The organism is Bradyrhizobium oligotrophicum S58 (assembly GCF_000344805.1).
GTDB lineage: Bacteria > Pseudomonadota > Alphaproteobacteria > Rhizobiales > Xanthobacteraceae > Bradyrhizobium > Bradyrhizobium oligotrophicum.
This window is the reverse complement of the sequence record NC_020453.1, coordinates 7,199,110-7,222,299: the sequence shown is the minus strand read 5'-3', so window position 1 is coordinate 7,222,299 and position 23,190 is coordinate 7,199,110. Positions and strand designations below refer to the sequence as shown.

Here is a 23,190-nt window from a genome sequence, read left to right as displayed (position 1 = left end):
TCAGAGGTTCTGCCGTGCTGTCACCCCAACCACACCTGTCGTCGCCCGGCTTGACGGGGCGATCCAGTAGCCACCGGCATCTCGGCTCATCACCACCGCCTCGGCGTACTGGATGCCCGCCTTCGCGGGCATGACATTGTGTTTGGAGCGGCTGCGGAGCATCAGAGCATTCCAATCCTTCCGCACAAAAACGCCCCGGTCCCCCGGGGCGGCGCCTTCGCAGGCCGGCATCCGCTCCGACGATGGCCAGTTCGGCGGGCGCGTCGGCGTGCAGATGAGATCAGGTCGATCTGATCCAGCAACAGAGGTGCACCTCTCCTCGCGGGCGCGCGGGGTTGTGGCTGAGCTAATATTCGCGTCTCGAGTGTGGCGAATGGTCACGGTTGCGGTCTGACGGTGAACCCGAGGCCGGCGCGATGGAACGAATATTTGCCAGTCAGATGAAGGGCATCCGTAAATTTCATTGCACCCCAAAAGGAGTTATTCCCATGAAGCGCATTTCCCTCAATCGTGTTTCCGCTTTCGCCGCGGCAATCTCTGCCACGTTCCTGGTTACCGCCGCCCACGCGACCGTCCCGTCCGCCGCTCCGTTCGATACGATCGGCGCTCCGGTGCAGACGGCAGGCCTCACCTGGCGCTGCGGCAAGAACAACCCGGCCTCCTGGGGCACGTTCGGCAACGGTTGCCTGAAACAAAAGCGCGCGGCCCGGCGCAATGCATCCTTCACCGGCCCGGAGCTGTCGCAGCCTGCGTGACGGGGACCATTGTCAGACCCCGGAGGCAGGCGGCCTCCGGGGTCTCCCCTGTACCAGATCGCCGCGTGACTTCATCGTTAAGCCACCGCGATCTGGCGAGGCGCGGGGCAAACCTGCCAAATGATACGCACCCGACCCCCTCCGTCACCGACCCCGCCGTCGTCGGCGAGCTTGTGCAAGCACCGCCACCGCTGGCTCTCGGCGTTGCCATCGCACGACGATGGATGACTCGACACATGCAGCATGATTTCGCCAGAGTGCGGCGGGTCACGTCGCGGTCCTGACGCAGCAGCCTCCTATCGCGAGCATGACAGCGTTACTTGTTGGGCCCGGGGACGAGTCCGGCACCATCTGTCGTCTGTCGCATCACTCGTGCTGCCCGGCGGCCTTCAGGATCAGATCCGCAACCTCCTTCGGATGCGACACCAGCGACAGGTGCCCGGCATCGAGCTCGATCGTGGTGGCGTGCATGCGGCTGGCCAGGAAGCGCTCGAAATCCGGATCGATGGTCTTGTCCTGCTTCGACACTGCGTAGAAGGAAGGCTTGTCGTGCCACGCTGCCTGTGTGGTGCGGTTGGCGAAGATCGTCGCCGCGGTCGGCCACTGCACCGCATAGAGAGCCTTCGCCGTCGTCGCATCGACGCCATTGGCGAAGTACTTGAGGAAGGCTTCCTCGTTGAGCTTGGTCTCACCGTCATGATCGACGATGCCGGCGCGCGCCGGCGGTGTCGGATATTGGCCGGCGAGCTTGACGAAGTCCTCGCCCGCATCGGGCCCGCGGGCCGCGATATAGACCAGCGCGCTGACCTTCGGATCGGTGCCGACCTCGCTCACGACCGTGCCGCCCCAGGAATGGCCGACCAGCACGGCCGGCCCATCCTGCTCCGCCAGCGCGCGGCGGGTGGCGGCCGCGGAGTCCGCAAGCGAGGTCAGCGGATTCTGCACGGCCGTGACCTTGAGGCCGGCAGCCTGCAAATAGGGGATGACCTTGGCCCAGCTCGAGCCATCGGCCCAGGCGCCGTGCACCAGCACGACGTTGTGGACCTTGGGCGGCGGGGCGGGCTGCGCCAGGGCAGGGCCGGCCAAGGCCGTCAGGGCTGCAACGAGCGAGAGGGTGCGAAAGACGTTCATGGCGAGGGCTCCAGTGTTCGGGAGGATGAGGTGATCACTGGCGTCTTCGCGGGCAGGGCGCAGGCCGTTACCGCGGGTCACGATCGTTTGATTGCACTGCAGCACGCACAAAAAAAACGCCCCGGTTGTCCGGGGCGTTGGCATTCCCAAAGTGCGTATGCCGGTTAGGCGGCGGCCTTCTCGGCCGATCCTTCGATCACCGGCTGCTCGGACGCCTGCGCCGAGGTCGAGATCGGAATCGAACGGGGCTTCTTCGCTTCCGGAATCTCGCGCACGAGGTCGACATGGAGCAGGCCGTTCTCGAGGCTGGCATTCTTCACCACCACGTGGTCGGCAAGCTGGAACGAGCGCTCGAACGCACGGGCGGCGATGCCGCGATAGAGCAACTCGGCCTTCGCCTTGCCGTTCTCGTTGGCGGCCTTCTCGCCCTTGATCGTCAGCGTGTTTTCCTTCGCGACGAGGGAGAGCTCATCCTTGCCAAAGCCGGAGACGGCGACGGTGATGCGGTAGGCGTTCTCACCGGTGCGCTCGATATTGTAGGGCGGATAGCCGGGGCTGGGCTCGGCGGTCGCCTGGTCGAGCAGCGAGAACAGACGGTCGAAACCGACGGTGGAACGATAGAACGGGGTGAGATCATAGGTACGCATGGTCGAAGTCCTCCATTGAGCGACTGTTGGCTAACCCGCCCGCCATCGGGCCGGGCTGTCGTGCAGCCTGATGCGGCCTGCACAATCTCGATATGGGTCAGACGTTTCGACGTTCAAGAGCGTCCATGACCTGCTCTTTTTGCCGTTCCACCCCTTGATTCCCGCTGCCTTTCACCTATTCGATGGGCGCCTCATGACGCTCGTCTCGATTCCCGCCAATCCCGTCCCCGAAGACGTCACCGCCGGCACCATCAAGACTCCCGATGGTGCCGAGCTGCGCTTTGCGCGCTGGGCCCCGCCGGCCGGGCGCAAGGGCACGGTCTGTGTGTTCACCGGCCGCAGCGAGTCGATCGAGAAGTATTTCGAGACCGTGCGCGACCTGCGCGACCGCGGCTTTGCGGTCGCCATCATCGACTGGCGCGGCCAGGGCCATTCGTCGCGGCGGCTGCGCGACACGCGCAAGGGCTATGTGCGCTCGTTCTCCGACTACGAGATCGATGTCGAGACCTTCGTCACCCAGGTGGTGCTGCCGGACTGTCCGCCGCCTTACTTCGCGCTGGCGCATTCGATGGGCGGCACGGTGCTGCTGCGGCTCGCGCATTCCGGCAAGCGCTGGTTCGACCGCGTCGTGCTGTCGGCGCCGATGATCGACCTGCCGGGCAGCCGCACCTCGCTGCCGGCGCGGCTGTTGCTGCGGGCGATGCGCATCGCCGGGCAGGGCGGCCGCTATGTGCCGGGCGGCAACGACGAGATCAGCGGGCTCGCGCCCTTCGTCAACAATCCGTTGACCTCGGATCCCGTCCGCTATGCCCGCAACGCCGCGATCCTCGAAGAAGATCCGACGCTCGGCATCGCCTCGCCCACGGTCGCATGGGCGGACGCGGCATTCTCCGCGATGATGACCTTTCGCGGCATGAGCTATCCGTCGCAGATCCGCCAGCCGATCCTGATGCTGGCGGCCTCCAGCGACACGGTGGTGTCGACGGCGGCGATCGAGGAGTTCGCCTATCATCTGCGCGCCGGCTCGCATCTCGTCATCGCCGGCGCCAAGCACGAGATCCTGCAGGAGCAGGACCGCTACCGTTCGCAGTTCTGGGCCGCGTTCGACGCCTTCGTGCCGGGCACGCCGCTGTTCGGCTGAGCCTTCGCGCCGTCTGCTGGACACCCCTGGGCCTTGCGGGCTAGAGCTATCGCTCCCCACGTGTCGTGACGGCTGGTTGTGAGCAAGGCGCAGAACAGATTGCAGGCGCAGGCACTGCAGGAGGCGATCCACGCGCTGCGTGCGCGGCAGTTCGCCCGCGCCGAGCAGATCGCCGTCTCGATCCTGCGCACAGCCAAGGCCGATCGGCCTGCGCTCCTGGTGTTCGCCCATGCGCTGCTCGGCCAGCAGCGCGCGAGCGAGGCGGTTGCGCCGCTGGAGAAGGCTGTGCTCCGCGGCAGCGATCCGGAACTCGAGACGCTGCTCGGCGCAGCCTTGTGCGAGTCCCGGCGCGCAGCGGACGGCATCGCGCAGCTGCGCAAGACCGCGGCGCGGCGGCCGCCCTTTCTGCCGGCGTTCCAGGAGCTGGCGGGGCGGCTCGCCCAGTCCGGACAGCTCGGTGAAGCCATCGCCGTCATCGAGGAGGCGCTGACGCTGTCACCCGACAACGTCGACCTCGCGCTCGATCTGGCGCGGCTCTGCCTGCGGGCCAATGATCGCGTCCGTGCCCGGACGCACCTGCTGGCGGCGCGCGACGCAGCGGCGGGACGGCCCGACATCCTGATCGAGCTCGCCCAGGTGCAGTTCCTCGATGGCGACTATGCCGAGGCCGCGGGTAGCTACCGCCACGCGCTCGGGCTGCGGCCCGAGGACACCCAGACCCGCGCCCATCTCGCGATGTGCCTTGCCGAGATGGGCGATCGCGACGGCGCCCAGGCCGCATTGCGCACGGTGGTGCGCGGCCGTCCGCATCTGCTGTCACGTGCGGCCTACATCATGGCCGTGACCTCGCACGGCCGCTTCTTCTTCCGTCCGAGCGCCGCCGCCAAATTCCTTGGCGCCGACGGGACGCTCAAGCCCTGAACCGCTTGCGATAGACGCCGGTCTCGCGCTTCAGCGCATCGCGCACCTCGTGGATCTCGGCGACCTCCTCCTCGGTGAAGGCCGAGGTCTGCATCGTCCATGCCTGCCGCTTCACCGGGATGCATTGCGCGACCGGCGTGCCCCTCGGGATCACGCCACGAAACGCCGTGTCGTGCCAATGCGCGGGAAAGTGCACGAACGAGTCGTGAAAGCGATCGCTGTCGACCAGCCCCGTCGCCGTGGTGAAGGGCAGGTCGAAGCGGTTGACGGGATGGGTGAACAGCAAGGCCCAGCCCTCGGGCGACTCGATGGTCCAGAGATTGTGAAACTTGAGCAGGAAACGGTCGGCCTCGAACAGCGGCGAACCCGTGACCTGCGCGACGTCGTGAAAGCTGATCGGCGAGCGCGGGAAGTCGATCGCGCCGCCCGGCGGCAGCTCGTTGTCCCAGCTGATGCCGCCATCCTCGACCTTGAGATCGCAGATCAGCGGAATGAGAAAGCCCGTCGTCATCGCGTCGATGAAGGGCGGGCAGCGCTTGACGGTCTGCTCCTCGGCCTGGTTGAGCGCGCTGAACGCGGTGGCCGGCATCGTCTTGACCCAGTCGGGAACGCCCATCGGCGCCGGCACCGGGGGGGGAATGAGGCCCTCGAGCTCCTTCGGACAGCGGAATTTCAGCGTGAGCGGATCGTCGTCCGACATTGGTCCTGCTGCTCCTGATGGCGACGTGAGAATGTACCTGAGCGCGCCGCTTGTGTCAGACACTTTCAGTGCGCGATGGCGCGCTCAACCGGTCAATCTCACCTCGTTCCGTTCTTCGTCTCCGACGCGAAACTGCATCGTGCAGCGCAGGCCGCGGGGATCGAAGTCGAGGTCGACGGACCACCCGGCTTCGGAGCCGAACATGGCCATGATCATCTTTGTGCCGAAGCCGCGCCGGGTCGGCTTGCGGACCAGCGGCCCTTCCGTCTCGATCCACACCAGACGGACGACATCGCTCTCGTCGCCGGTCCAGGCGATGTCCAGCTTTCCCGACGGCGTCGAGAACGCGCCGTATTTGGCGGCGTTGGTGCTGAGCTCCTGGATGGCTGCCGACAGCGCCAGCGTCAGCTTCGGCGGCAGCAGCAGGCCCGGACCGCTGACGGTCAGCCGGTCGGGGCCGGCATAGGGGGCGAGCGTGCGGTCGACGATCGCCCTGACGTCGGCGCCGACCCAGTTGTTTTCAGTCAGCAGATTATAAGCCTCGGACAGCGCCAGGATGCGGCCCTCGAACGCGACAACATACTGATCGATGTCGCCGGCGCTCGCGCGCGACAGGCGCGCGATCGACTGGACGGTGCCGAGCGTGTTCTTGACGCGATGATTGATCTCGTCGAGCAGGTCGCGTTGCTGGCGCAGCGCGCTCGCCAGCTCTCCGCCCACCCGGTACAGCACCTTCTTCATGCGGTTGACCTCGCTGATCCGCCCGACCCTGGGCGGGGCGACGCCGGCCTGCAGCCCCGACACGTAGCGCTCCAGGTCCGAGAACTCGGCGAGAAAGCGATGGGCGAGCAGCCGCGCCAGCGCCATGCCGAGCGCGAAGGTGAAAAGGGTCAGCGCGACGATCCATTCGACCGTCCGGTGCAACGGGCCGTCGATGGCATCGCGCGGCACGGCGAGGTTGACGGTCCAGCCGCTCTGGTCGGACCGCAGCAGCGAGGTGTAGGTGGCGATGCCCGAGCGCGACACCGCCTTGATCCACCAGGCCGATGCCGCGCCAAGATGCGATCTCACCGCCGGGATGGTGGGCTGGCCGATCAGCTCATCGCCGTCCAGCAGCGGCCGCCGCGCCAGCAGCAACCCCTGCTGGTCGATGATGCTGCCGACGAGCCCGGCCGTGACGTAGTCGTCCAGCAGGGTCGACAGGTATCGGGGCGACAGCCCGACGTTCAGTGCGTAGCGGATCTGCCCCGCAATGCGCACGGGCACCGCGATGGTGACGATCGGCTGGCCATCGACGACGGCCTTCTGTAGGCCGGACACTTGTGGGCGGCCGGTCTCGATCGCGCGGCGTTCGGCATCGAACGCGACCCGCTTCGGCAGCGGCGTGCCGAGGTCGAGCCGGGTGTTCACGAGTTGCTGCCCGTTGGGCTCGTACAGGGCAATCGCCACGCCGCCGATCAGCTTGACGGCGTCGATCGCGTGATCCCTGAATTCGGTAAACCGTCCATCCGCCAGAGACGGCGACAGCGCCAGGACCTGAAGGTCTTCGATGATGTTGGCGACCCGCAGCTCGGTCGCGTTGCGCATGAGCCGCAGCCGGTCCTCGTACTCGACCTTCCTGTATTGCGAGGACTCCGCAACGAAGTGATAGGCGAGAAACGCTGCACAGGCGGTGATCGGAATGGAGGTCGCGAGCGCGAGAATGAGGAGATACGCCGAGATGGGCCAGGTCCCGAACCTCCGCACGATTCGGAATGCCCCTCGCAGCACCACATGTCTCCCCGCTCTCGCCCTCTGCGCGGCTGACCATGGCGTCTGCCGCAAGAACTGCTACGCCGGACCCCGCAGAAGGGCAGGCCGCTCCCGAACTGAAACTATCTTGCGGAACTTTTGTTCCAGTGAGCGCAGGGCTCATCAACGCGAACCGCGTACGTCGCGTTGTTGCGCGCTCCTGTCAACTCCTGTGCGGCCACGGTGTCGCAACGCCGGTGGATTGCCCGAGCGACGCTAACAGCCCGCCGCGGCCCGGGTCTGCGTAAGGGGTGACCGATCGGTTCCGCCGCTGGCTATTTCGTCGACAGCACCTCGCCGAAGCGCTCCCACTGCTTGCCGGTGAAGCGCATGAACTGCACCTGCTCGACCGGGAGGTGGTCGGTCTCACCGGTATTGACCTTGATGCCGGGCAGCAGCATCGGCAACTCCAGGTCCTTGATCGACAACGCCTGCCGCAGGATGTTGTCGCGACTCAGATCGTTCCCGGCCGCCTTCAGCACGTGCTCCAGCACCATGCCGTTGTTGTAGCCGTTGACGTAGTTGGAATCGCGGAGGTCGCCGTCGGGTACGTATCTGGCCATGTAGTCGCGCCATCCCTTCACACCGGGATCGTCCGCCCAGGCCGGATCGAGCGGGTCCTTGACATAGGCCGTCGAGATGATCCCGATGCCGGCCTCCAGTCCGGCCGGCTCCATCACCGAAGACATCCACACCGAGACGTTGCTCAGAAAAGTCATCGGGCGCCAGTTGATCTCATGGGTCTTGCGTATCGCCTGCGCGGCGAATTTCGGCGTCGCGGCGATTACCAGCGCATCCGCGCCGGTCGATTTCAGCTTCACGATCTGGGAGTCGATCGTCGGCTCGGTCGGCTCGTAGGTCGCCGCTGTGACGGCCGTCTCGAAGCGCTCGCCGAGCACGTCCTTCAAGCCGGCGAGATAGTCGCGGCCGAAATCGTCGTTCTGCGCCAGCACCGCGAAGCTCGCGTCGGGCTTCCTCTCCAGGGCATAGCGTGCATACATCCGCGCCTCGTTGCGGAACGGCGCCATGACGCCCATCAGCGCGAGAGGAAACTGCGCGGGGTCGCCGAACTTCGAGGCGCCGGAGGCCACGAACAGCTGCGGCACCTTCTTGCCCTGCAGATATTTCGCGATGGCGGTGTTATGCGCGGTCCCCATGGTGGAAAATATGAAGGCGACCTCGTCGCTCTCGACCAGCCGGCGCGTCTGCTCGACCGTCTTGGGCGGCACGTAGCTGTCGTCGAGGGAGAGCAGGTTGACCTTGCGGCCGTTGATGCCGCCGCGGTCGTTGACCATCTTGAAATAGGCGACCTCGCCCTTGCCGAGAATGCCGAAGGCGGACACCGGCCCGCTATAGGGCATGGTCTGTCCGATCCGGATTTCACTGGCGCTGATGCCGGGTTGATCCTCCGCCCGGGCGCTCGCGCCGAGCACCGCCGAGACGGCTAACAGCCCCGCGGCTGCGATGGTGCTTCGCATGGACACCTCCCTGACAGGCCGCGCTGACGGCGGCGTGTCCCGAAGCATAGGGGCAGCGCGACTTTGCGGCAATAAAAATATACTTTTCTAAGAAAATCTACTTTCGGTCTGGTAATATGGAATGACGTCCATCGAGATGATTCCATGTCCGGAAGCGCCACCCAGACCGTCTATGAACAGCTCCGCGCCGGCCTGCTCTCCGGACTCTACCGGCCGGAGGAGAAGCTGAAGATCAGCGAGCTTGGATCGGCCTTCTCGGTCAGCACGGGGGCGATCCGCGAAGCGCTCGCACGGCTCACGGCGGAGGGGCTCGTGACCGCGATGCCGCAGCGCGGCTTCCGCGTCGCGCCGATGTCGGTCGCCGACCTCAACGATCTCACCGACATGCGCATCGAGATCGAGGCCAAGTGCCTGCGCCGCGCCATTGCCCAGGGCGATCTCGCATGGGAAACGGCGATCGTCGCCGCGCATCACCGGCTGGTCGCGACGCCGATTGCGATTGACGACGGCAGCTTCTCGCCGGCATGGACCGCGGCGCATGGCGACTTCCATGTCGCGTTGGCCCAGGCCTGCGGCAGCGCATGGATGCTGCGGGTGCGCGATCTCCTGTTTGCTCATAATGAGCGGTACCTCGACCTCGCGCGCAAAACCGATCGCGGCAATCGCGACGCCGCGGGTGAGCATCGCGAACTGATGGAGGCGGCGTTGGCGCGCGATGGCGAGCGCGCGGTCAGGGCCATGACCGCGCATATCGGCAAGACCCGCGACACGATCGAAGCGGTGCTGGCGCGAGCCGAGACGAATGGCGTGGTGTGAGAGGCGCGTTGCAGGGCGCGCAGATTGCGGGCCTCTCATGGACGCGCGGTCCGGCCTCGGGCAAGCGGTATTGCTGACCGGCCTACACGGACTCATTCGATGATGGCGCCCGTGCAGATTGTTTCGCGCAACGTTGATGCTGGAAATACCGGTCCTTTGGGCCGCGTGGTCGAGAGACTACAACTCGCCGACGGTATGGAGTTGCCGCACACGCAGATTTAAGATCAAAGTTAAGCGAATTTCACTGCGGTCTCGTTATGACTCCAAGGATGCATTCACCACGGAACCATCCTTCCAATTCTGGAAACCACCCGGTAACGCACCGGCTCTCTAGTGCTCCTCACTAATCTCAAACAGGAGGAGCCCTTCGTGACTATGATGGCAAGATATCTGCTGGTGAACAGCACGCTCAATTCCGGATTTGGCCTCGTGACCCTGTTCGGGTTGACCGGCGTCATCGCTTCTCTCGCGCTGATCCAGCAGGGCATCGATATCAGCCCGGCAGGGATGGTCTGACGATCTGCTCGGCGATAGGGTCTCTGTCTCCCGTTTCGGAATGGGAATCGGGAGCTGATCCTATCACTCCGCTCTCTCGCATACGGCTACGAGGCGCATGTCGACCGCGCCTGCGCGCGGTGGATGATCCCGTATCATCTACCAAGCGCTGCGACGAGATCGGCGACGGTCGCCGGACGTTTTGCGAGAAGCCTTCATGTCGAGCTCCATGGGCGCCGCGCGCGGAACGGCCTCCAACAGGAATTTCTAGTAGTTGACATTCTCGGGCGACGTGAGTTTCGGCGTGTAGGCCTGGACGTATTTGCGGCAATTCGGAATGATCGCACGATCCAGTGTGTTGAGTGACACGGTCTTGTTCGAATTGTTGGTCTGCGACTTCAGCCGCGTCTGAATGTTATCGAGAATCGCCAGGGTATTCTTCATCGAACTCGAATCCTCTCGCCCGATCTGTCCGCCGATGTAGTCCCTGGTCTTGTCGATGTTCTCGTAATTCTCCTTGTAGGCCCATGGCGCGACGACTGAAACGACGCCCAGAAGGTTCGCCCTTCCGCTCGGGGCTTCTGCCGCCTTCATGAACTCGGGATCGTTCAGCTGCGTCAAGGGTACGCAGACGAAGCGATTGTCGATGACGTTTCCGAGCAGCAGCGTCGAGCTGAGGCGGAGATCCTTGTTGTCGCTCCGGGCCGCATAGGTCAGCGCAGAGATCACGTTGATGTTGTTGCGCTCCCTGAACAGGGTGATGAAATTGTTCAGGTTGCTGGCGCTGTCGAGCCGGGTCATGATCGCTCGGAGCGCGCCGGTGGCCGTGAGCAGTCTGCTCTTGACGTCGGGTTCGACCGCCGGGCTGTTGATCTGGCCGCCGAGCCTCTCGATGACCTGGATCAGGCAGGGCACCGCGGTGTTGATGTCCGCGAGGTAGGCTTCCTGGATGACCGCGGGATTGCCTTTTTCCGGTGTCGTCGAGACGAAGTAGATGGAGCAGCGATCGTCTGTTTGCGCGAACGCGCCGTCGGACCGGACGGTCGTCAGGATGATCGCCAGGAGGCAGAGGAGCAGTGCAATGGGGCTGCTGTGCGGGTTGTTCATTGTGGGATGAGCTTCGCGGGTTCGGAACTGATAGGGGGCTCGGTGTTGGGAGCGGGCTTGAGCCCACGAAGGGTTGCAGATTCCTCGCTCACCGCGCTCTTCGCGTTTTCGTTCGACTTGTCGCTTGAAACCATGTCGATCGGCGGATCGAGGCGAAACAGCGGAAAGTCGTATCCTCCATTGCTGGGTTGCGCATCTGCCAGCCTGATCTCGAACTCCGACTTCAGCTTCTCCGTGAGCAGAGCCGGCCGGTGAGCTGGGTCCGTATGCTTCAGCGTGTACGTCACCCTCTGCCTGACATCGCCCACAGCTTGGCGAAATGGCACGAAGACGAATATGTTGTCGCCGTTCTTCATCGCGGGCACTGGATTGCCTTCGATGTCGAAAATGGGGAAGTAGTTGTCGAAGGTCGAGCTGCCGTCCTTCTTCGGCTTGAGCACGGCGATGACGTATTTGGTCTGCAGGTTGAAGGCCATCTGCATCTTCTCGTAATATTCAACGATGCCGAAGGCGACGCAGAACGCGAGCACGCCGGCGCCGCCGGCAAGTGCGACATTGTACTTTGCCGAATTTTCGTCGGTTTCGAAGCGGGCCATTCCCTGGGTGCCGGTGCCATAAAGCAGAATGGCGACGCCGAGCACGATCAGAACAAAGCTGAAGGACGTGTGGACGACGCCGAGGCCGTAGGCGGCGATGAACAGCAGGCCTAATCCAAGCAGGATGAAGAAAAATCCGCTGGAGGCGAACTGAGCGAGGCCTCTAAAGGGGTCCGGCATATCGGGAGGGGCGCTGATTTTCGCTCGCAATTGCTCAATCGCAGCCAGTATCTGAGCGGAGGACGGGTCCGTGGCGCCGCCGGAGGGATCTGGCGCTTGCTGCGTAACCAAAGGCGGCCGTGCATTGGAGCTGTCAGGCGACGGGGATGGATCGGGCTGCTCCTCAGCCATTGAACTCTCCGAAGAAAAAAATCGATCGGCGATGTTGCGTCGTCTGGAAATGCATTTGCAAATGCCGCATTCAGGCAGGAATGATCGTACGGAAATAATGGAGTAAGGAGGAGCTGAGCCGTACCCGGTTGAACGGCGCGTGCCCTTCCATGCAGTCATCTGCTCGCAGTTGAGCATGGACGCGCGCTACAATCAAGGCGGGTGCGCTGCAGCAGTCGTGATGTTTCTCTCTTGTGCGCGCGGCTCAGGTAAAGCCTATCAGGTCCGGTCCGCCGTGCTGCAGCCGCCGCAGTTCGAGCGCGAGTGCCGCCGTTGTCCGGCGTCACGCCTGATGGCCTGATTTGCCCGACGACCACCCTCCACCAAAACCTGTCCAGCCCTTCCGCGAAAAATATTTCGATTTACGAATTTCGGAATTCGTGTAGTCTGCGCGTCGTCCGGCTTCCGCGAGGAGGGGCGTATCGCGGTCGTCACGAGCGTGGGGAGCTGGATGCGGTGGGCGCGGCGGTCGCAGCGTGATCTTTCATGCCGACGAACGACGTGTCGTGCACGGCGAAATCGCGTGGTCCTGGCGCCCCGATGCTGGCGTCAAGCTCGTTGCGCCTTCCTTGACGAAGCGCGCGGGCGACGGTGGCTATCAAGCCCGGTACACCGAGGAGAGCGCGTATAAGCCGTAAAGCCATCGCGCAGGGAGGGCCGGGTCATCCGGCTGGACCTGTGGTTCCTGCCCCGTGCATTCTTTCCGCACGGGGGCCACGGGCCTCAGTCGAGGTCCGGCCTTCCCTGCGCCCTCCCGTCATTGGCGAGGGTGATGAGGCGCAAAGCTCGGGCTGTCAGGCCGCGAGAGTGCGATCCCATGTCTCTCGCCGCTGTTTGACATCCGTGCAGGAATGTTTGCGGATCGTGATCCGCCCATCGAACGTTGCGAACGAGCGCGCCGATCGAGAAGCATGTCTCTCGCCATTGGACTCCGGCCCTGACCGGAATGGGTAGCCGTCCTTCGAGACGTCCGCAGGGATCCTCAGGACGAGGCTGATGTCGCGGCGAGATCTAGCACCTCATGGTGAGGAGCGCCGCTTGCGGCGCGTCTCGAACCATGCGGCCGAGACAGCGCGGCGTCACATCCGCTTGCCCTGAAAGGGCTGGATATCGAGGCAGGCGCGTAGCTCGAATGAGCGTCAGTAATATCCGGGATGTGGCTTCTCGCATGTCGCTGCGCTCACGCGCGACATCGTTGGCTCAACCCGCCTTCTTGCCGCGCGATCCGATCAGCTCGGCCACCAGCGGGTTCGGATAGCGGCGCTGCTGGCTGACGGCGAAGAACTGCTCCTTCAGCGCGCTCAACCGGGCCCGCTCGACCAGCACGCCGGACCGCAGCTCGTCGATCACGACGATCGACGGCACCACGGTCACGGCGCCGCTCTCGCGCGCCATCAGGCGCAGCATCGCCATGTCGTCGACCTCGGCGGCGATGGTCGGACGGATGCCGTTGCTGCCGACCAGCGCATCGAAGGCGGAGCGCAGCGCGCTGCCGCGGCCGGGCAGGATCACCGGCGTTGTCGCGAGGTCCTGCGGAAAACGGAAGCGGGCAGGCTTGTGCGGCTTGCGGCTGACGAGGCTGACGCGCTGCTCGTCGATCAGCGTGTTCTCGAAACTGCTGCGCGTATCCGGCGCCGCCGGATGATTGGCGAGCACGAGGTCGAGCTTGTGCGCGTCGAGCTGCTCCAAGAGATCAGGGAATAGCCCGGTCCGGATGATCAGCTCGACGTCGCCGCGCCCGATCAGCGGCTTCAGGAACGCGATCTGGAAGTTGCGCGACAGGTTCGCCGCTGCGCCGACCCGCAGCAGCTGCCGTCCGGGACGCAGGCCCGACAAGGTCTCGATCAGCTCGTGGCCGGACTTGAACACGCTGCCGGCATAGTCGAGCGCAATGCGACCGGCCTCCGTCAGCTGCAGGGTGCGGCCGACGCGGTCGAACAGCTTCTGTCCGAGCTGATCCTCCAACGCCTTGACCTGCACCGACAGCGAGGAGGGCGAGACGTTGAGGCGCCGGGCCGCACGGCTCATGCTGCCCTCGCCGGCGATGATCCAGAAATAACGCAAATGATGGTAGTTCAGGTGCGGCATGGCATCGTTCTATATTTTATAACGATCGCGTTCAATGATTGAAATTTTAAGAAGGCTCAGCGGCCGTTAAGCAGGCGCCGTCATCTCATCCAATCCGGTGCCCGAGCCGTCATGAACCCGATCCCTCCCTGTCTCGCGGCGCTTGCGCCGCTCACGCTCTGTGTCGCCGCGATCATCGGCGCAGACGCCGGCGCCAGGGTCGTCGCCCGCCGCGCGATCGCCGCCGCCGCGCTCGCCTTCGGCATCACCGCTGCAGCGAGCCTCGCCGCGGCCATCCTCGGCGCAGGGCGCACGCCGTTGGTCGGTGCCCATGGACTCGGGCTGTCGTTGCAGCTCGATGCGCTCGGCGCGATCCTCATCGTGCTGGTCGGCTTCATCGGCTTCGTCGTCATCAGCTACAGCCGCAACTATCTCGACGGTGATCCGGGCCAGGTCAGGTTCACGCGCTGGCTGCTGCTGACGCTGGCCGCGGTGCTGACCCTGCTGATCTCGGGCAACCTCGTGCTGCTGCTGGCCGCCTGGATCGCCACCAGCCTCGCGCTCGGCAAGCTGCTGCTGTTCTATGGCACGCGGCCGGCCGCGATCCGCGCCTCACGCAAGAAGTTCGTCGCCAGCCGGCTGGGCGACGCCATGTTCGCGCTGGCGGCGCTGCTGCTCTACATCCGGTTCGGCACGCTCGAGATCGCAAGCCTTGCCGCGCAGGCCCGCGGTGGCGAAGGCGCGGGATCGGCGCTCGTCACCATCGCGGCGCTGCTGATCGTCGCGACCGCGATGCTGAAATCGGCGCAACTGCCGCTGCATGGCTGGCTGATCGAGGTGATGGAGACGCCGACGCCGGTGTCGGCGCTGCTGCACGCCGGAATCATCAATGCCGGCGGCTTCCTGGTGTTGCGGCTCAGCGACGTGCTGCTGCTGGCGACGCCGGCGCTCGATGTGCTCGCGGTGGTCGGCGGCACCACCGCGCTGTTCGGCTCGCTGGTGATGCTGACGCAGACCTCGGTCAAGGTGCAGCTCGCTTATTCCACGGTGGCGCAGATGGGCTTCATGCTGCTGCAATGCGGCCTCGGCGCATTCTCCGCGGCGCTGCTGCACATCGTGGCGCATTCGCTCTACAAGGCGCACGCCTTCCTGTCGTCCGGCAGCATCATCGACCTCGCCCGCGCCTCGTGGACGCCGAGTCCCGGCGGCCAGCCGCACGCAGCCCGGCTCATCCTGGCGCTCGCCAGCGTCATCGGGCTGGCGCTCTCGATCGGGTTCGCGTTCGGCATGACCCTGCGCAGCAATCCGGCGCAGATCGCGCTCGGCTCGGTGCTGCTGATGGGGCTGGTGCATCTGATGGCCAATGCCATCGACGAGCGGCCGAACGCCTTCGTCGTCGCCCGCGCTGCGGTCACAGCTCTCGGCGTCGCCGTCGTCTACTTCGCGCTGCAGGCGGTGATGGCGTGGCTCGTCGCCGGCAGCTTGCCGGCATCGCGGCCGGTCGACGGCGTCGTACCGATGCTGATCGCGGCCGCCGTCGTGGTGTCGTTCGCGGCGGTCACGCTGTTCCAGAACCAGATGATGCGCCGCGCCGATGCGCCGTTCTGGATCGCGGCCTACGTCCATCTGCGCAACGGACTCTACCTCAACACGCTCGCCAACCGTCTCGTCCTGACGCTGTGGCCGCGTGGCGCGACCTCGCGCTTCAATTCCAACCCGTGATCCCGAGATGATGATGACCCAGGCCGCCCTCGCGATGTCCATGACTGCACCCGATCCGGTCGAAGCCCGCCCCGATGCACGGCTCGTCGCCCGCATCGACAGCGCCTGCCAGCGTATCGCGCCGCTATGGCCGCTGAAGCAATTCGTCGCCGTCAACCCGTTCCTCGGCTTCACCGGGCAGAGCTTCGCCGCGACCGCCGCCACCTTCGAGCGCGTGGTGCGGACGCGGATGCTGATGCCGCGTGCGTTCTATCGACAGGCGCTCGACGACGGCCTAATCGACGACGCGGCACTGACGCAGGCGCTCAGCGTTCATCCATCGGCGGGGCTCGATGTCGACCAGCTCATGCAGAAGGCGCGCGTAGAGGCCGGGCCGTCATCGCCGCCTGCGGTGGTGGCCACCGTCGCCGAGGTGCTCGACCGGCTCGCCCAAGGCGATCGCTACGTCTCGCTGGTCGCGTTCATGATCGACGAGATCTCGGCGTTCTGCGCCAGCTATTTCGACGAGGGGCAGGCGAATTGGCCGAACCCGGCGCGCAAGCTCAGGCCCTACGCCGCCTGGCGCAAGCTCGCGGCCTACGATCGCAATCCCGAGGTGATGGGCCTCACGGGCTTCCGCAAGGCGGTCGCCGGGCTGCCGGCCGACCCGCTGCAGGCGATCGGCCTGATCATCGATCGGCTGGGGATTCCCGAGCGTGCGGTCGAGGACTATCTGGTGCGGGCGCTGTTCGATCTCGGCGGCTGGTCGGCCTATGCGCGCTACATCGGCTGGAGCGCCGCGCTCGACGGCAGGCGCGACGATACGCTGCGCGAGCTCATGGCAATCCGGCTTGCCTGGGGCTTTGCACTGTTCCAGGCGCGCACCGACGCCGCATTCAAGCTGGCCTGGGCACAGGCGATGGAGGAGGCGGCGAGGCTGCCTGCTGATCACCGGCTGGAGGAGACGCCCGAGCTCGCCGTCGATCTCGTCCTGCACGAGGCCTATGAGATCGCGGTCCGCCAGAAGCTCGTCGCCAAGCTTGCCACGGCCGCGCGGGCGAGCGCGCGGATGCCGGAGCGGCCGCCGCTGCAGGCCGCGTTCTGCATCGACGTGCGCTCGGAGATTTTCCGGCGCGCGCTGGAGACGGTCTATCCGCACGCCGAGACGATCGGCTTCGCCGGATTCTTCGGCTTCCCCATCGAGTATGTTCCGATCGGCCACGCCAGCGGTGGCGCGCAATGTCCGGTGCTGCTCAAGCCGGCTTTCATCGTCTGCGAGGCGGTCAAGGGCGCCGATGACGTTGCGGAGGCCGAGGTGCTCGGCTTGCGGCTGTTGCGGCGGCGCGCGGCCAAGGCGTGGAAGTCGTTCAAGGTCTCGGCCGTCTCGTCGTTCTCCTTCGTCGAGACGGCCGGCCTGGGCTTCGCCGCCAAGATTGCGACCGACAGTGCCGGGGTCACGCGTCCGGTGCCGTCGCCCGTCGTCGATGGCCTCGATCCCGAGATCGCCGCGCGTGTCGGGCCGCGCTTGACGCCGGGTGAGCTCGGCGGTCGCGTGACCGGCTTCAACGACGCGCAGCGCGTCGCGATGGCCGAAGCTGTGTTGAGGGCGATGTCGTTGACCGGACCGTTCGCGCGGCTGGTGCTGCTTGCGGGACACGGCAGCACGACCGTCAACAACCCGCATGCGTCGGGGCTCGATTGCGGCGCCTGCGGCGGCCACACCGGCGAGGCCAATGCGCGCGTCGCCGCCGCCGTTCTCAACGATGCCGGGGTCCGCGAGGGCCTGCGCGCCAAGGGCATCGACGTTCCCGCCGATTGCTGGTTCATCGGCGCGCTGCACGACACCACGACCGACGCGGTGACCCTGTTCGACGAGGACGACGTTCCGGCCGGTCTCGCGCCTGACTTGGCGCAGCTGAAGGCGCGGCTTGCGGATGCCGGGCGGCTGGCACGGCGCGAGCGCAGTGCGCTGCTCGGCATTCGAGACGCGGTGGACGTCGACGGCGCCCTGATCGCACGCAGCCGTGACTGGTCGCAGGTGCGGCCAGAATGGGGGCTGGCCGGCAACGCTGTCTTCATCGCCGCACCGCGGAGCTTCACCCGCGGCCTCGATCTCGGGGGCCGCGCGTTCCTGCACTCCTACGAGGCCGGACGCGACGACGGCCATCGCACGCTCGAGCTGATCATGACGGCGCCGATGGTGGTCGCGAGCTGGATCAATCTGCAATACTACGGCTCGACCGTGAACAATGCGGCCTTCGGCAGCGGCAACAAGGTGCTGCACAACATCGTCGGCCAGCTCGGCGTGCTCGAAGGCAATGCCGGCGATCTCAGGAGCGGACTGCCCTGGCAGTCGGTGCATGACGGCACGCGCTTCATCCACGAGCCGGTCCGTCTCAACGTCTTCATCGCCGCGCCGGAGAGCGCGATGGACGAGATCATGCAGCGCCACGAGGGCGTGCGCGATCTGGTCGGCAATGGCTGGGTGATGCTGCACTCCTTGGGGGATCAGGGAGCGACGATCCGGCGCTGCGTTCGGCCGGGTGTGTGGAGGCCGCATGAATGCGCCGGCGCGCCTCGCGCTGAGCGAGACGCGCCGCGTCATGTCCTCACAGCGTCTTGAGATACTCGATGAGATCCCAGCGCTCCTCGTCGGAGAAGGCGCCGCCGATGATGCCGTTCGGGTAGTCCTTGTTGGGCTTCGCAGGCCCCTCGAAGGAATGGCCGAGCGTGCTGTTGCCCTTGACCGGCTTGCCGCTGGAATCCTTGGTCACGAACAGCGTCTGGCCGACCTTGCACGAACTCTCGCCACCCTTGGGTACGGCGAACCCGACCTGCTTCGGGTCGTAGTCGCGGGCGCCCTGGCAGAACGACGTCGGCCGTTCGGCCGCCGGCGTCAGCATCCAGTACAGCGACGGCACCGAGCCGTTGTGCAGATAGGGCGCGGTCGCCCAGACGCCGTTGAGCGGACGGGCGCGATAGGACTTGCCGGCCGGATTGGGGCAGTTCTTGCGGTCACCCCACAGCGCCGCGCGCTCTGGCTCCGTGAGCTTGCGATCCTCCATCCACTTCTCGCCCGCCTTCTGCACGACGGCCATCAGCGCCAGCGCATAGGGCATGTCGGTGGTCGAGCCCTGCGGCAGGTTGCAGCCCTTGAGGTCCTTGGCCGGATCGATATCGAGGAAGCCCGGCACCGTGACCTTGCGGGTGGCGAGAATGCTGGCTTGTCCGGGATCGGTCTGCATCGCATCGACCGGCTTCTGCACCAGGTCGAGGATCGGCCCCTTGGCGTTCCAGCCCTTGCTCTCCCAGTCCTCCGCCGGCTTGATCTTCCAGAAGCTCTTGTCGGGATAGGTCTTGTCGAACACGGGATCGGCGACCGGGCCGAGATGGCACTCGACGCAGATGGTCGCGTAGAGCTTGCGGCCGCGCTCGACGCGGGCCGGATCGAGCTTCCAGGCATCGTCGCCGTCGAACAGCTTCTCCGGCCATTTCGGCGAGGTGAGACCGCCGAAGGCGGGCGTCGTGGTCGCGAACGGGTCGGGGCCGCGCAGCATGTCCTCGATGTGAACAAGGTTCTCCAGCGCCATCGACGAGCGCCACAGCTTGTTGCTGGCCGGCTCGGGCGACAGGTTGATCTGAGCGAACACGCCGAGCGCCTCGCCGGCGTTGCGGATCAGGGGCTGCGCGATCGAGCCGTCATACTGCGCCCAGGAGAACCAGGGCACGGTCCAGATCGGCGGATAGGACACCGGCGCGTCGATCGCCTCCTGGTTGCCGAGCATGTTCGGCAAGCCGCTCGCGGCCATGTCGAGATAGAACACCTGGTTGCCGATGCGGTTGAGCGCATCGAGCCGGCCAAAGCCTTCCTCGGTCTCGGTCTGACCCTTGGCCTCGATCGCAGTCTGATAGTTCTTGGCCTGCATGTTGAGCGCGAAGTCGGTCGCGGCCTTCAGCCCCTTCTTCAGGGTGTCGCGATCGGCATCGGAGGCGTTGGGGCCGAGCACGCGCTCGGCAAAGCGCGCGAAGCGCCCGGGCACATATTGCGTGAAGATCATCGCAAAGCCCATCGCCTCTTCCAGCTTGCGCAGGTCGGCCATGCCAGGGCCGCCGTCGAAGCGGACGCTCACGCCCTTGTAGTGGATGCTGCCGGTGTGACAGGCCGCGCAGGTCAGGCCGATCTTGTCGGACTCGGCGGCGCCGGTGGCCGGATTGGTGGCGCCGGTGAGCCGCGCGAAGCCGACGGGAAGGCCGCCTTCATTGCCGGCCGGCGTCGGCTTCAGGCCCGCGGGCAGCGCGGGCGCGGTGTCGGTCTTCGCGGCGGTGGTCGCCGCATAGCCGAACGGCCTGAGTGCGCTGGGGTCGCCCTCGACGCTCTTCGGGCTCGGAATGAAGCCGAAGCGCTCCAGATAGGCGCTGTCGGAGATCAGTCCGGGCGCGCCGAACAGCGAGAGATAAGGCTGCTCCATCGCCATGAACCAGGCGTAGGGAATCGGGAAGGTCGCGGTGCCCTGCGTCACGTGGTGGAACCAGTGCCGGTCCTTCGTGGTCCAGCCCTGGTCGAGCCAGTAGGCTGCCTTGGTCGGCTCCGTCTCCGGCAGCGCCGGCGGAATCAGGGCGGCGACCTTCTTCGGCAGGACCTTGCTCAGCGTGTCGCTGACTGCGTCGGGGGCAGCCATCCACGCGACCAGCACGGCGACTGCCGCCAGCACTGCAGTGCCGACCAGCGCCTTGCCAATGCGCCAGACGATGCTTGCCGGCTTCGGCTTGGTCATCAGGCGCGCGACGATACGCTGCGGAAAGCGGCGCTCGACGAACAGGGTACGCACCTCGGCGACGGAGAGATAGCGGCTGTCGCCTTCGCCCTTGCCGAGGATGTTCAGCAGCACCGGCCACTCGCCCTGCATCAGCAAGGGATAGTACCAGCGCGCCCGGTCGCCATCGCGCTTCAGGTTGGCCTTCATGAAGGCCTGCACCTGCGCCTCGTTCAGACCGCGCTCGGTGCTCCCATTCGGATCGGGATAGTCGCTGCCGAAGCTCGCCAGCCGTTCGATTTCCCCGGGCTGGACGTTGGCGTCGGCATCGAGGATCCGCGAGCCGCCGCCATGCTTGTCGAGCGGCCCGTTGCGCAACTCGTCGAGATCGGCGCCCGAGAACAGGCTCTTCAGCAGTCGCAACGGCGACAGACCATTGGCGATCAGTGCGACGCCGAAAGTCTTGATGCCGACGACGCGCTTCTTGAAGCCGGTCTCGCCACTCGCCGCTTCGATGTTATGAGCGATCGTCTTCAGCGGCACGGTGTGGCCGTCGACGAAGCCGCCGGCGACCAGTGCGCGCAGGAAAGGACAGGGATTTTCGGGCGAGACGGGAATCTGTCCGGGCAGGGCGTCACGGACGCGGGCGCTGTCTTCTTGCATCGAACGACATCCTTGCAAAGCACCTGAGTGATGAAAACGGAATTACGCAAACAATCAAAGCCGGCGCCGAATTGCGCCGAGGAACGGGCGGAGCACACGCCGTCTAAACGTTACAATGCAATTATGAATGATTGGCGTAACCCGGTCCGGTGTCAACCTCAAGTCGAGATTGCGTTATTCGCCCGCGTATTTTGCCTTGGTGTCGATCAAGGTCAGCTTGGTCAGCGGCACGCCGGCTTTGGCGAGGCCGTCGCGATAATGGGCGACATCGGCCGGATTGCGCCAGCGAATGTTGCTCAGAAGACGCTCGATCGTCATCCATGGATACTGGCTCAGCAGACCGGCGACGGCCTCGCCGGCCTCGCTCAGCCGTCCGAGCTGCGCCAGGGCCGCGGCGCGAATGGCCAAGCATTGCAGATGGTTCGGATTCTGATAGTGCGACTCGCGCGCCCACGACAACGACGCGTCGTACTGGCCGAGCATGTAGTGGCTGAACGCGCTGAGCACCGACCATTGATAGCGCGGGTCGCTGTTGCCGCGCTGGGCTGCGACCGAGAACAATTCGATGGCCTGGCGGTGCTCGCCGCCAATCAGATGGCACACGCCGAAGACGCCGCGCGCGCCCATGTCGTAGGGATTGAGCTGCAGCGCCTTGCGCGCCGCTTCCATGCCCGCCTCGACGCGCCCCTGCATGGCATGGACATAGGCCAGCAGCGAATAGGAGAACGACGAGCGGGAATCGAGCCGGACGCCGGCCTCGGCGAGCGCCATCGCCTCGTCCCACAGCTCCCGCGAATTCCTGATCCAGCCGAAATGAATGCCCTGCAGCAGGATCGTGCCGAGATAGGTGTGGGCGATCGCAAGACCTGGATCGATGGCGATCGCCTCGCGGAACAGCGAGATCGAGCTTTTGTAGTCGGCCTTGGTCGGCTGGTAGTAGTGCGACAGTCCGCGCAGGAAGCGGTCCCACGCCGTGAGGTCGGTGGTGACGGACCGCACCGGAATCGCCGCCTCGGCGCGGTAGATCTCCGGGATCAGCGCCGTGCACAGATTGGCGGTGATGTCATCCTGCACGGCAAACAGGTCGCCGATGTCGCGGTCGTAGCGGCCGGCCCACAGCTGCTCGCCATTCTCCGGCGCCACCAGCTCGGCCGTGACCCTGATCTTGTTTCCGGAGCGCCGCACCGAGCCCTGGATCAGGTAGGTCGCATCGATCTCGCGCGCGATGAGACGGGCGCTCATTCCCGCATGCTTGAAGGCGAAGGTGGAGTTGCGGCTGAGCACCCGGAAGAAGGATTGCAGCGACAGCGCATGGATGAGGTCTTCGGCCAATCCGTCCGAGAAATACTCGTCGGTCTCGCTGCTCAGATTGGCGAAGGGCAGCACGCCGACGATGGCCGTGCGGTATTGCGCTGGCAAAGACGGGGTGGGGCGAGGCTCGCGGGTCTTCTCCGGCGAGGTGGGATCCCAGGTCCAGACGTTGATGGTGTCTTCGATGTTCTTGAAGCGGAACGGGCCGCGGTCCACGAAGGTGACCGTCAGGTGCTTGCTCGCCTCCTGATGAGCTTTGTGCGACAGAGCGATCCCGCCGGGAGGGGCTGCGGCTTCAAGTCGCACGGCGGTGTTGACGCCGTCGCCGAACACCTCGTCCTCATCGAAGATCACGTCGCCCATGTTCACGCCGAGGCGGAACTGCATGACGCGCTCGGCCGGCAGGTGAGCATTGCGCTCGGCCATCAGCCGCTGCACCTCGATCGCGGCTGCGATGGCGCCGACGATGCTCGGAAACTCCAGGAGAAACCCGTCGCCAGTATACTTCACGATCCGGCCGCCATGATTGAGGATGACCGGGTGAATGGCGCCGCGATGCGCCTTGAACGCGGCATGGGTTCCCGCCTCGTCGGCGCCCATCATCCGCGAGTAACCGACCACATCGGCACAGACAATCGCGGCCAGCCGTCTCTCCATCGGTTCCTCGCTCTTACTGAGGGCGATAACACGGCAACGTTGCTCGAATCCAATGATTTTGCGGAAGCA

18 protein-coding genes are annotated in these 23,190 nt (G+C 65.6%); 7 read left to right on the top strand and 11 right to left on the bottom strand.

Annotation, left to right across the window (positions count from 1 at the left end):
- Window positions 1–162 carry a hypothetical protein gene (locus tag S58_RS38245; protein WP_160167621.1) on the bottom strand — a complete coding sequence of 54 codons (162 nt, stop codon included), beginning with the start codon at window positions 160–162 and terminating at the stop codon, window positions 1–3.
- Window positions 163–488: 326 nt separating this feature from the next.
- On the opposite strand from S58_RS38245, the gene S58_RS31375 reads away from it, so the two are divergent.
- Window positions 489–755 carry a hypothetical protein gene (locus S58_RS31375; RefSeq protein WP_015669462.1) on the top strand — a complete coding sequence of 89 codons (267 nt, stop codon included), beginning with the start codon at window positions 489–491 and terminating at the stop codon, window positions 753–755.
- A gap of 366 nt (window positions 756–1,121) precedes the next feature.
- Here S58_RS31375 and S58_RS31370 read toward each other — a convergent pair whose 3' ends face one another.
- Together S58_RS31370 and S58_RS31365 are read right to left on the bottom strand one after the other, a co-directional pair.
- Window positions 1,122–1,886, bottom strand: coding sequence for an alpha/beta fold hydrolase (locus S58_RS31370; protein ID WP_015669461.1), 765 nt, complete (start codon window positions 1,884–1,886; stop codon window positions 1,122–1,124).
- Window positions 1,887–2,050: 164 nt separating this feature from the next.
- A complete protein-coding gene (locus S58_RS31365; RefSeq protein ID WP_015669460.1) occupies window positions 2,051–2,533 on the bottom strand; it encodes an Hsp20 family protein in 483 nt (160 codons plus the stop codon).
- 193 nt (window positions 2,534–2,726) lie between these two features.
- Between S58_RS31365 and S58_RS31360 the strand changes: the two genes are divergently transcribed.
- Both S58_RS31360 and S58_RS31355 read left to right on the top strand, forming a co-directional pair.
- A complete protein-coding gene (locus tag S58_RS31360; RefSeq protein WP_015669459.1) occupies window positions 2,727–3,674 on the top strand; it encodes an alpha/beta fold hydrolase in 948 nt (315 codons plus the stop codon).
- 99 nt (window positions 3,675–3,773) lie between these two features.
- Window positions 3,774–4,595 (top strand): tetratricopeptide repeat protein, encoded by an 822-nt coding sequence (locus S58_RS31355; RefSeq protein ID WP_015669458.1) that lies wholly within the window; start codon window positions 3,774–3,776, stop codon window positions 4,593–4,595.
- On the opposite strand, the gene S58_RS31350 is transcribed toward S58_RS31355, so the two are convergent.
- The 3 genes from S58_RS31350 to S58_RS31340 form a co-directional block, all read right to left on the bottom strand.
- On the bottom strand, window positions 4,585–5,295 hold the full coding sequence (locus S58_RS31350; RefSeq protein ID WP_015669457.1) for a hypothetical protein: 711 nt from the start codon (window positions 5,293–5,295) through the stop codon (window positions 4,585–4,587). The two genes, S58_RS31355 and S58_RS31350, sit on opposite strands and share 11 nt — an antisense overlap.
- A gap of 84 nt (window positions 5,296–5,379) precedes the next feature.
- Window positions 5,380–7,068, bottom strand: coding sequence for a sensor histidine kinase (locus S58_RS31345; RefSeq protein ID WP_042340338.1), 1,689 nt, complete (start codon window positions 7,066–7,068; stop codon window positions 5,380–5,382).
- A gap of 293 nt (window positions 7,069–7,361) precedes the next feature.
- Window positions 7,362–8,564 carry an ABC transporter substrate-binding protein gene (locus S58_RS31340; RefSeq protein ID WP_015669455.1) on the bottom strand — a complete coding sequence of 401 codons (1,203 nt, stop codon included), beginning with the start codon at window positions 8,562–8,564 and terminating at the stop codon, window positions 7,362–7,364.
- A gap of 144 nt (window positions 8,565–8,708) precedes the next feature.
- Here S58_RS31340 and S58_RS31335 point away from each other — a divergent pair, with 144 nt between their 5' ends.
- Both S58_RS31335 and S58_RS38240 read left to right on the top strand, forming a co-directional pair.
- Window positions 8,709–9,380, top strand: a complete 672-nt coding sequence (locus S58_RS31335; RefSeq protein WP_015669454.1) for a GntR family transcriptional regulator — start codon at window positions 8,709–8,711, stop codon at window positions 9,378–9,380.
- A 369-nt stretch (window positions 9,381–9,749) separates the two neighbouring features.
- Window positions 9,750–9,896: a hypothetical protein gene (locus tag S58_RS38240; protein ID WP_160167620.1), complete on the top strand. Its 147-nt coding sequence runs from the start codon at window positions 9,750–9,752 to the stop codon at window positions 9,894–9,896.
- Between the two features lie 246 nt (window positions 9,897–10,142).
- On the opposite strand, the gene S58_RS31330 is transcribed toward S58_RS38240, so the two are convergent.
- From S58_RS31330 to S58_RS31320, 3 genes are all read right to left on the bottom strand, one after another.
- Window positions 10,143–10,982 (bottom strand): hypothetical protein, encoded by an 840-nt coding sequence (locus S58_RS31330; protein ID WP_015669452.1) that lies wholly within the window; start codon window positions 10,980–10,982, stop codon window positions 10,143–10,145.
- Entirely contained in the window at window positions 10,979–11,929 is a 951-nt protein-coding gene (locus S58_RS31325) for a hypothetical protein (RefSeq protein WP_144058429.1), read from the bottom strand. The genes S58_RS31330 and S58_RS31325 overlap by 4 nt, the downstream gene beginning before the upstream one ends.
- Window positions 11,930–13,168: 1,239 nt before the next feature.
- The gene (locus S58_RS31320) at window positions 13,169–14,056 is read right to left on the bottom strand and encodes a LysR substrate-binding domain-containing protein (RefSeq protein WP_015669450.1); all 888 of its coding nucleotides are present in this window, start codon (window positions 14,054–14,056) and stop codon (window positions 13,169–13,171) included.
- Between the two features lie 111 nt (window positions 14,057–14,167).
- Here S58_RS31320 and S58_RS31315 point away from each other — a divergent pair, with 111 nt between their 5' ends.
- On the top strand, window positions 14,168–15,757 hold the full coding sequence (locus S58_RS31315) for an NADH-quinone oxidoreductase subunit L (RefSeq protein ID WP_015669449.1): 1,590 nt from the start codon (window positions 14,168–14,170) through the stop codon (window positions 15,755–15,757).
- A gap of 13 nt (window positions 15,758–15,770) precedes the next feature.
- Window positions 15,771–18,359, top strand: a complete 2,589-nt coding sequence (locus S58_RS31310) for a YbcC family protein (RefSeq protein WP_015669448.1) — start codon at window positions 15,771–15,773, stop codon at window positions 18,357–18,359.
- On the opposite strand, the gene S58_RS31305 is transcribed toward S58_RS31310, so the two are convergent.
- Window positions 18,346–21,153: a di-heme-cytochrome C peroxidase gene (locus tag S58_RS31305; RefSeq protein ID WP_015669447.1), complete on the bottom strand. Its 2,808-nt coding sequence runs from the start codon at window positions 21,151–21,153 to the stop codon at window positions 18,346–18,348. The genes S58_RS31310 and S58_RS31305 overlap by 14 nt on opposite strands.
- 174 nt (window positions 21,154–21,327) lie before the next feature.
- The gene (locus tag S58_RS31300; RefSeq protein ID WP_015669446.1) at window positions 21,328–23,121 is read right to left on the bottom strand and encodes an adenylate/guanylate cyclase domain-containing protein; all 1,794 of its coding nucleotides are present in this window, start codon (window positions 23,119–23,121) and stop codon (window positions 21,328–21,330) included.
- Window positions 23,122–23,190: the final 69 nt, after the last annotated feature.

Bases quoted from the DNA above. Each gene is read 5' to 3' on its own strand.
- S58_RS38245 (WP_160167621.1), bottom strand. From the start codon at position 162: ATGCTCCGCAGCCGCTCCAAACACAATGTCATGCCCGCGAAGGCGGGC.
- S58_RS31375 (WP_015669462.1), top strand. From the start codon at position 489: ATGAAGCGCATTTCCCTCAATCGTGTTTCCGCTTTCGCCGCGGCAATC.
- S58_RS31370 (WP_015669461.1), bottom strand. From the start codon at position 1,886: ATGAACGTCTTTCGCACCCTCTCGCTCGTTGCAGCCCTGACGGCCTTG.
- S58_RS31365 (WP_015669460.1), bottom strand. From the start codon at position 2,533: ATGCGTACCTATGATCTCACCCCGTTCTATCGTTCCACCGTCGGTTTC.
- S58_RS31360 (WP_015669459.1), top strand. From the start codon at position 2,727: ATGACGCTCGTCTCGATTCCCGCCAATCCCGTCCCCGAAGACGTCACC.
- S58_RS31350 (WP_015669457.1), bottom strand. From the start codon at position 5,295: ATGTCGGACGACGATCCGCTCACGCTGAAATTCCGCTGTCCGAAGGAG.
- S58_RS31340 (WP_015669455.1), bottom strand. From the start codon at position 8,564: ATGCGAAGCACCATCGCAGCCGCGGGGCTGTTAGCCGTCTCGGCGGTG.
- S58_RS31335 (WP_015669454.1), top strand. From the start codon at position 8,709: ATGTCCGGAAGCGCCACCCAGACCGTCTATGAACAGCTCCGCGCCGGC.
- S58_RS31330 (WP_015669452.1), bottom strand. From the start codon at position 10,982: ATGAACAACCCGCACAGCAGCCCCATTGCACTGCTCCTCTGCCTCCTG.
- S58_RS31325 (WP_144058429.1), bottom strand. From the start codon at position 11,929: ATGGCTGAGGAGCAGCCCGATCCATCCCCGTCGCCTGACAGCTCCAAT.
- S58_RS31320 (WP_015669450.1), bottom strand. From the start codon at position 14,056: ATGCCGCACCTGAACTACCATCATTTGCGTTATTTCTGGATCATCGCC.
- S58_RS31315 (WP_015669449.1), top strand. From the start codon at position 14,168: ATGAACCCGATCCCTCCCTGTCTCGCGGCGCTTGCGCCGCTCACGCTC.
- S58_RS31310 (WP_015669448.1), top strand. From the start codon at position 15,771: ATGACCCAGGCCGCCCTCGCGATGTCCATGACTGCACCCGATCCGGTC.
- S58_RS31305 (WP_015669447.1), bottom strand. From the start codon at position 21,153: ATGCAAGAAGACAGCGCCCGCGTCCGTGACGCCCTGCCCGGACAGATT.
- S58_RS31300 (WP_015669446.1), bottom strand. From the start codon at position 23,121: ATGGAGAGACGGCTGGCCGCGATTGTCTGTGCCGATGTGGTCGGTTAC.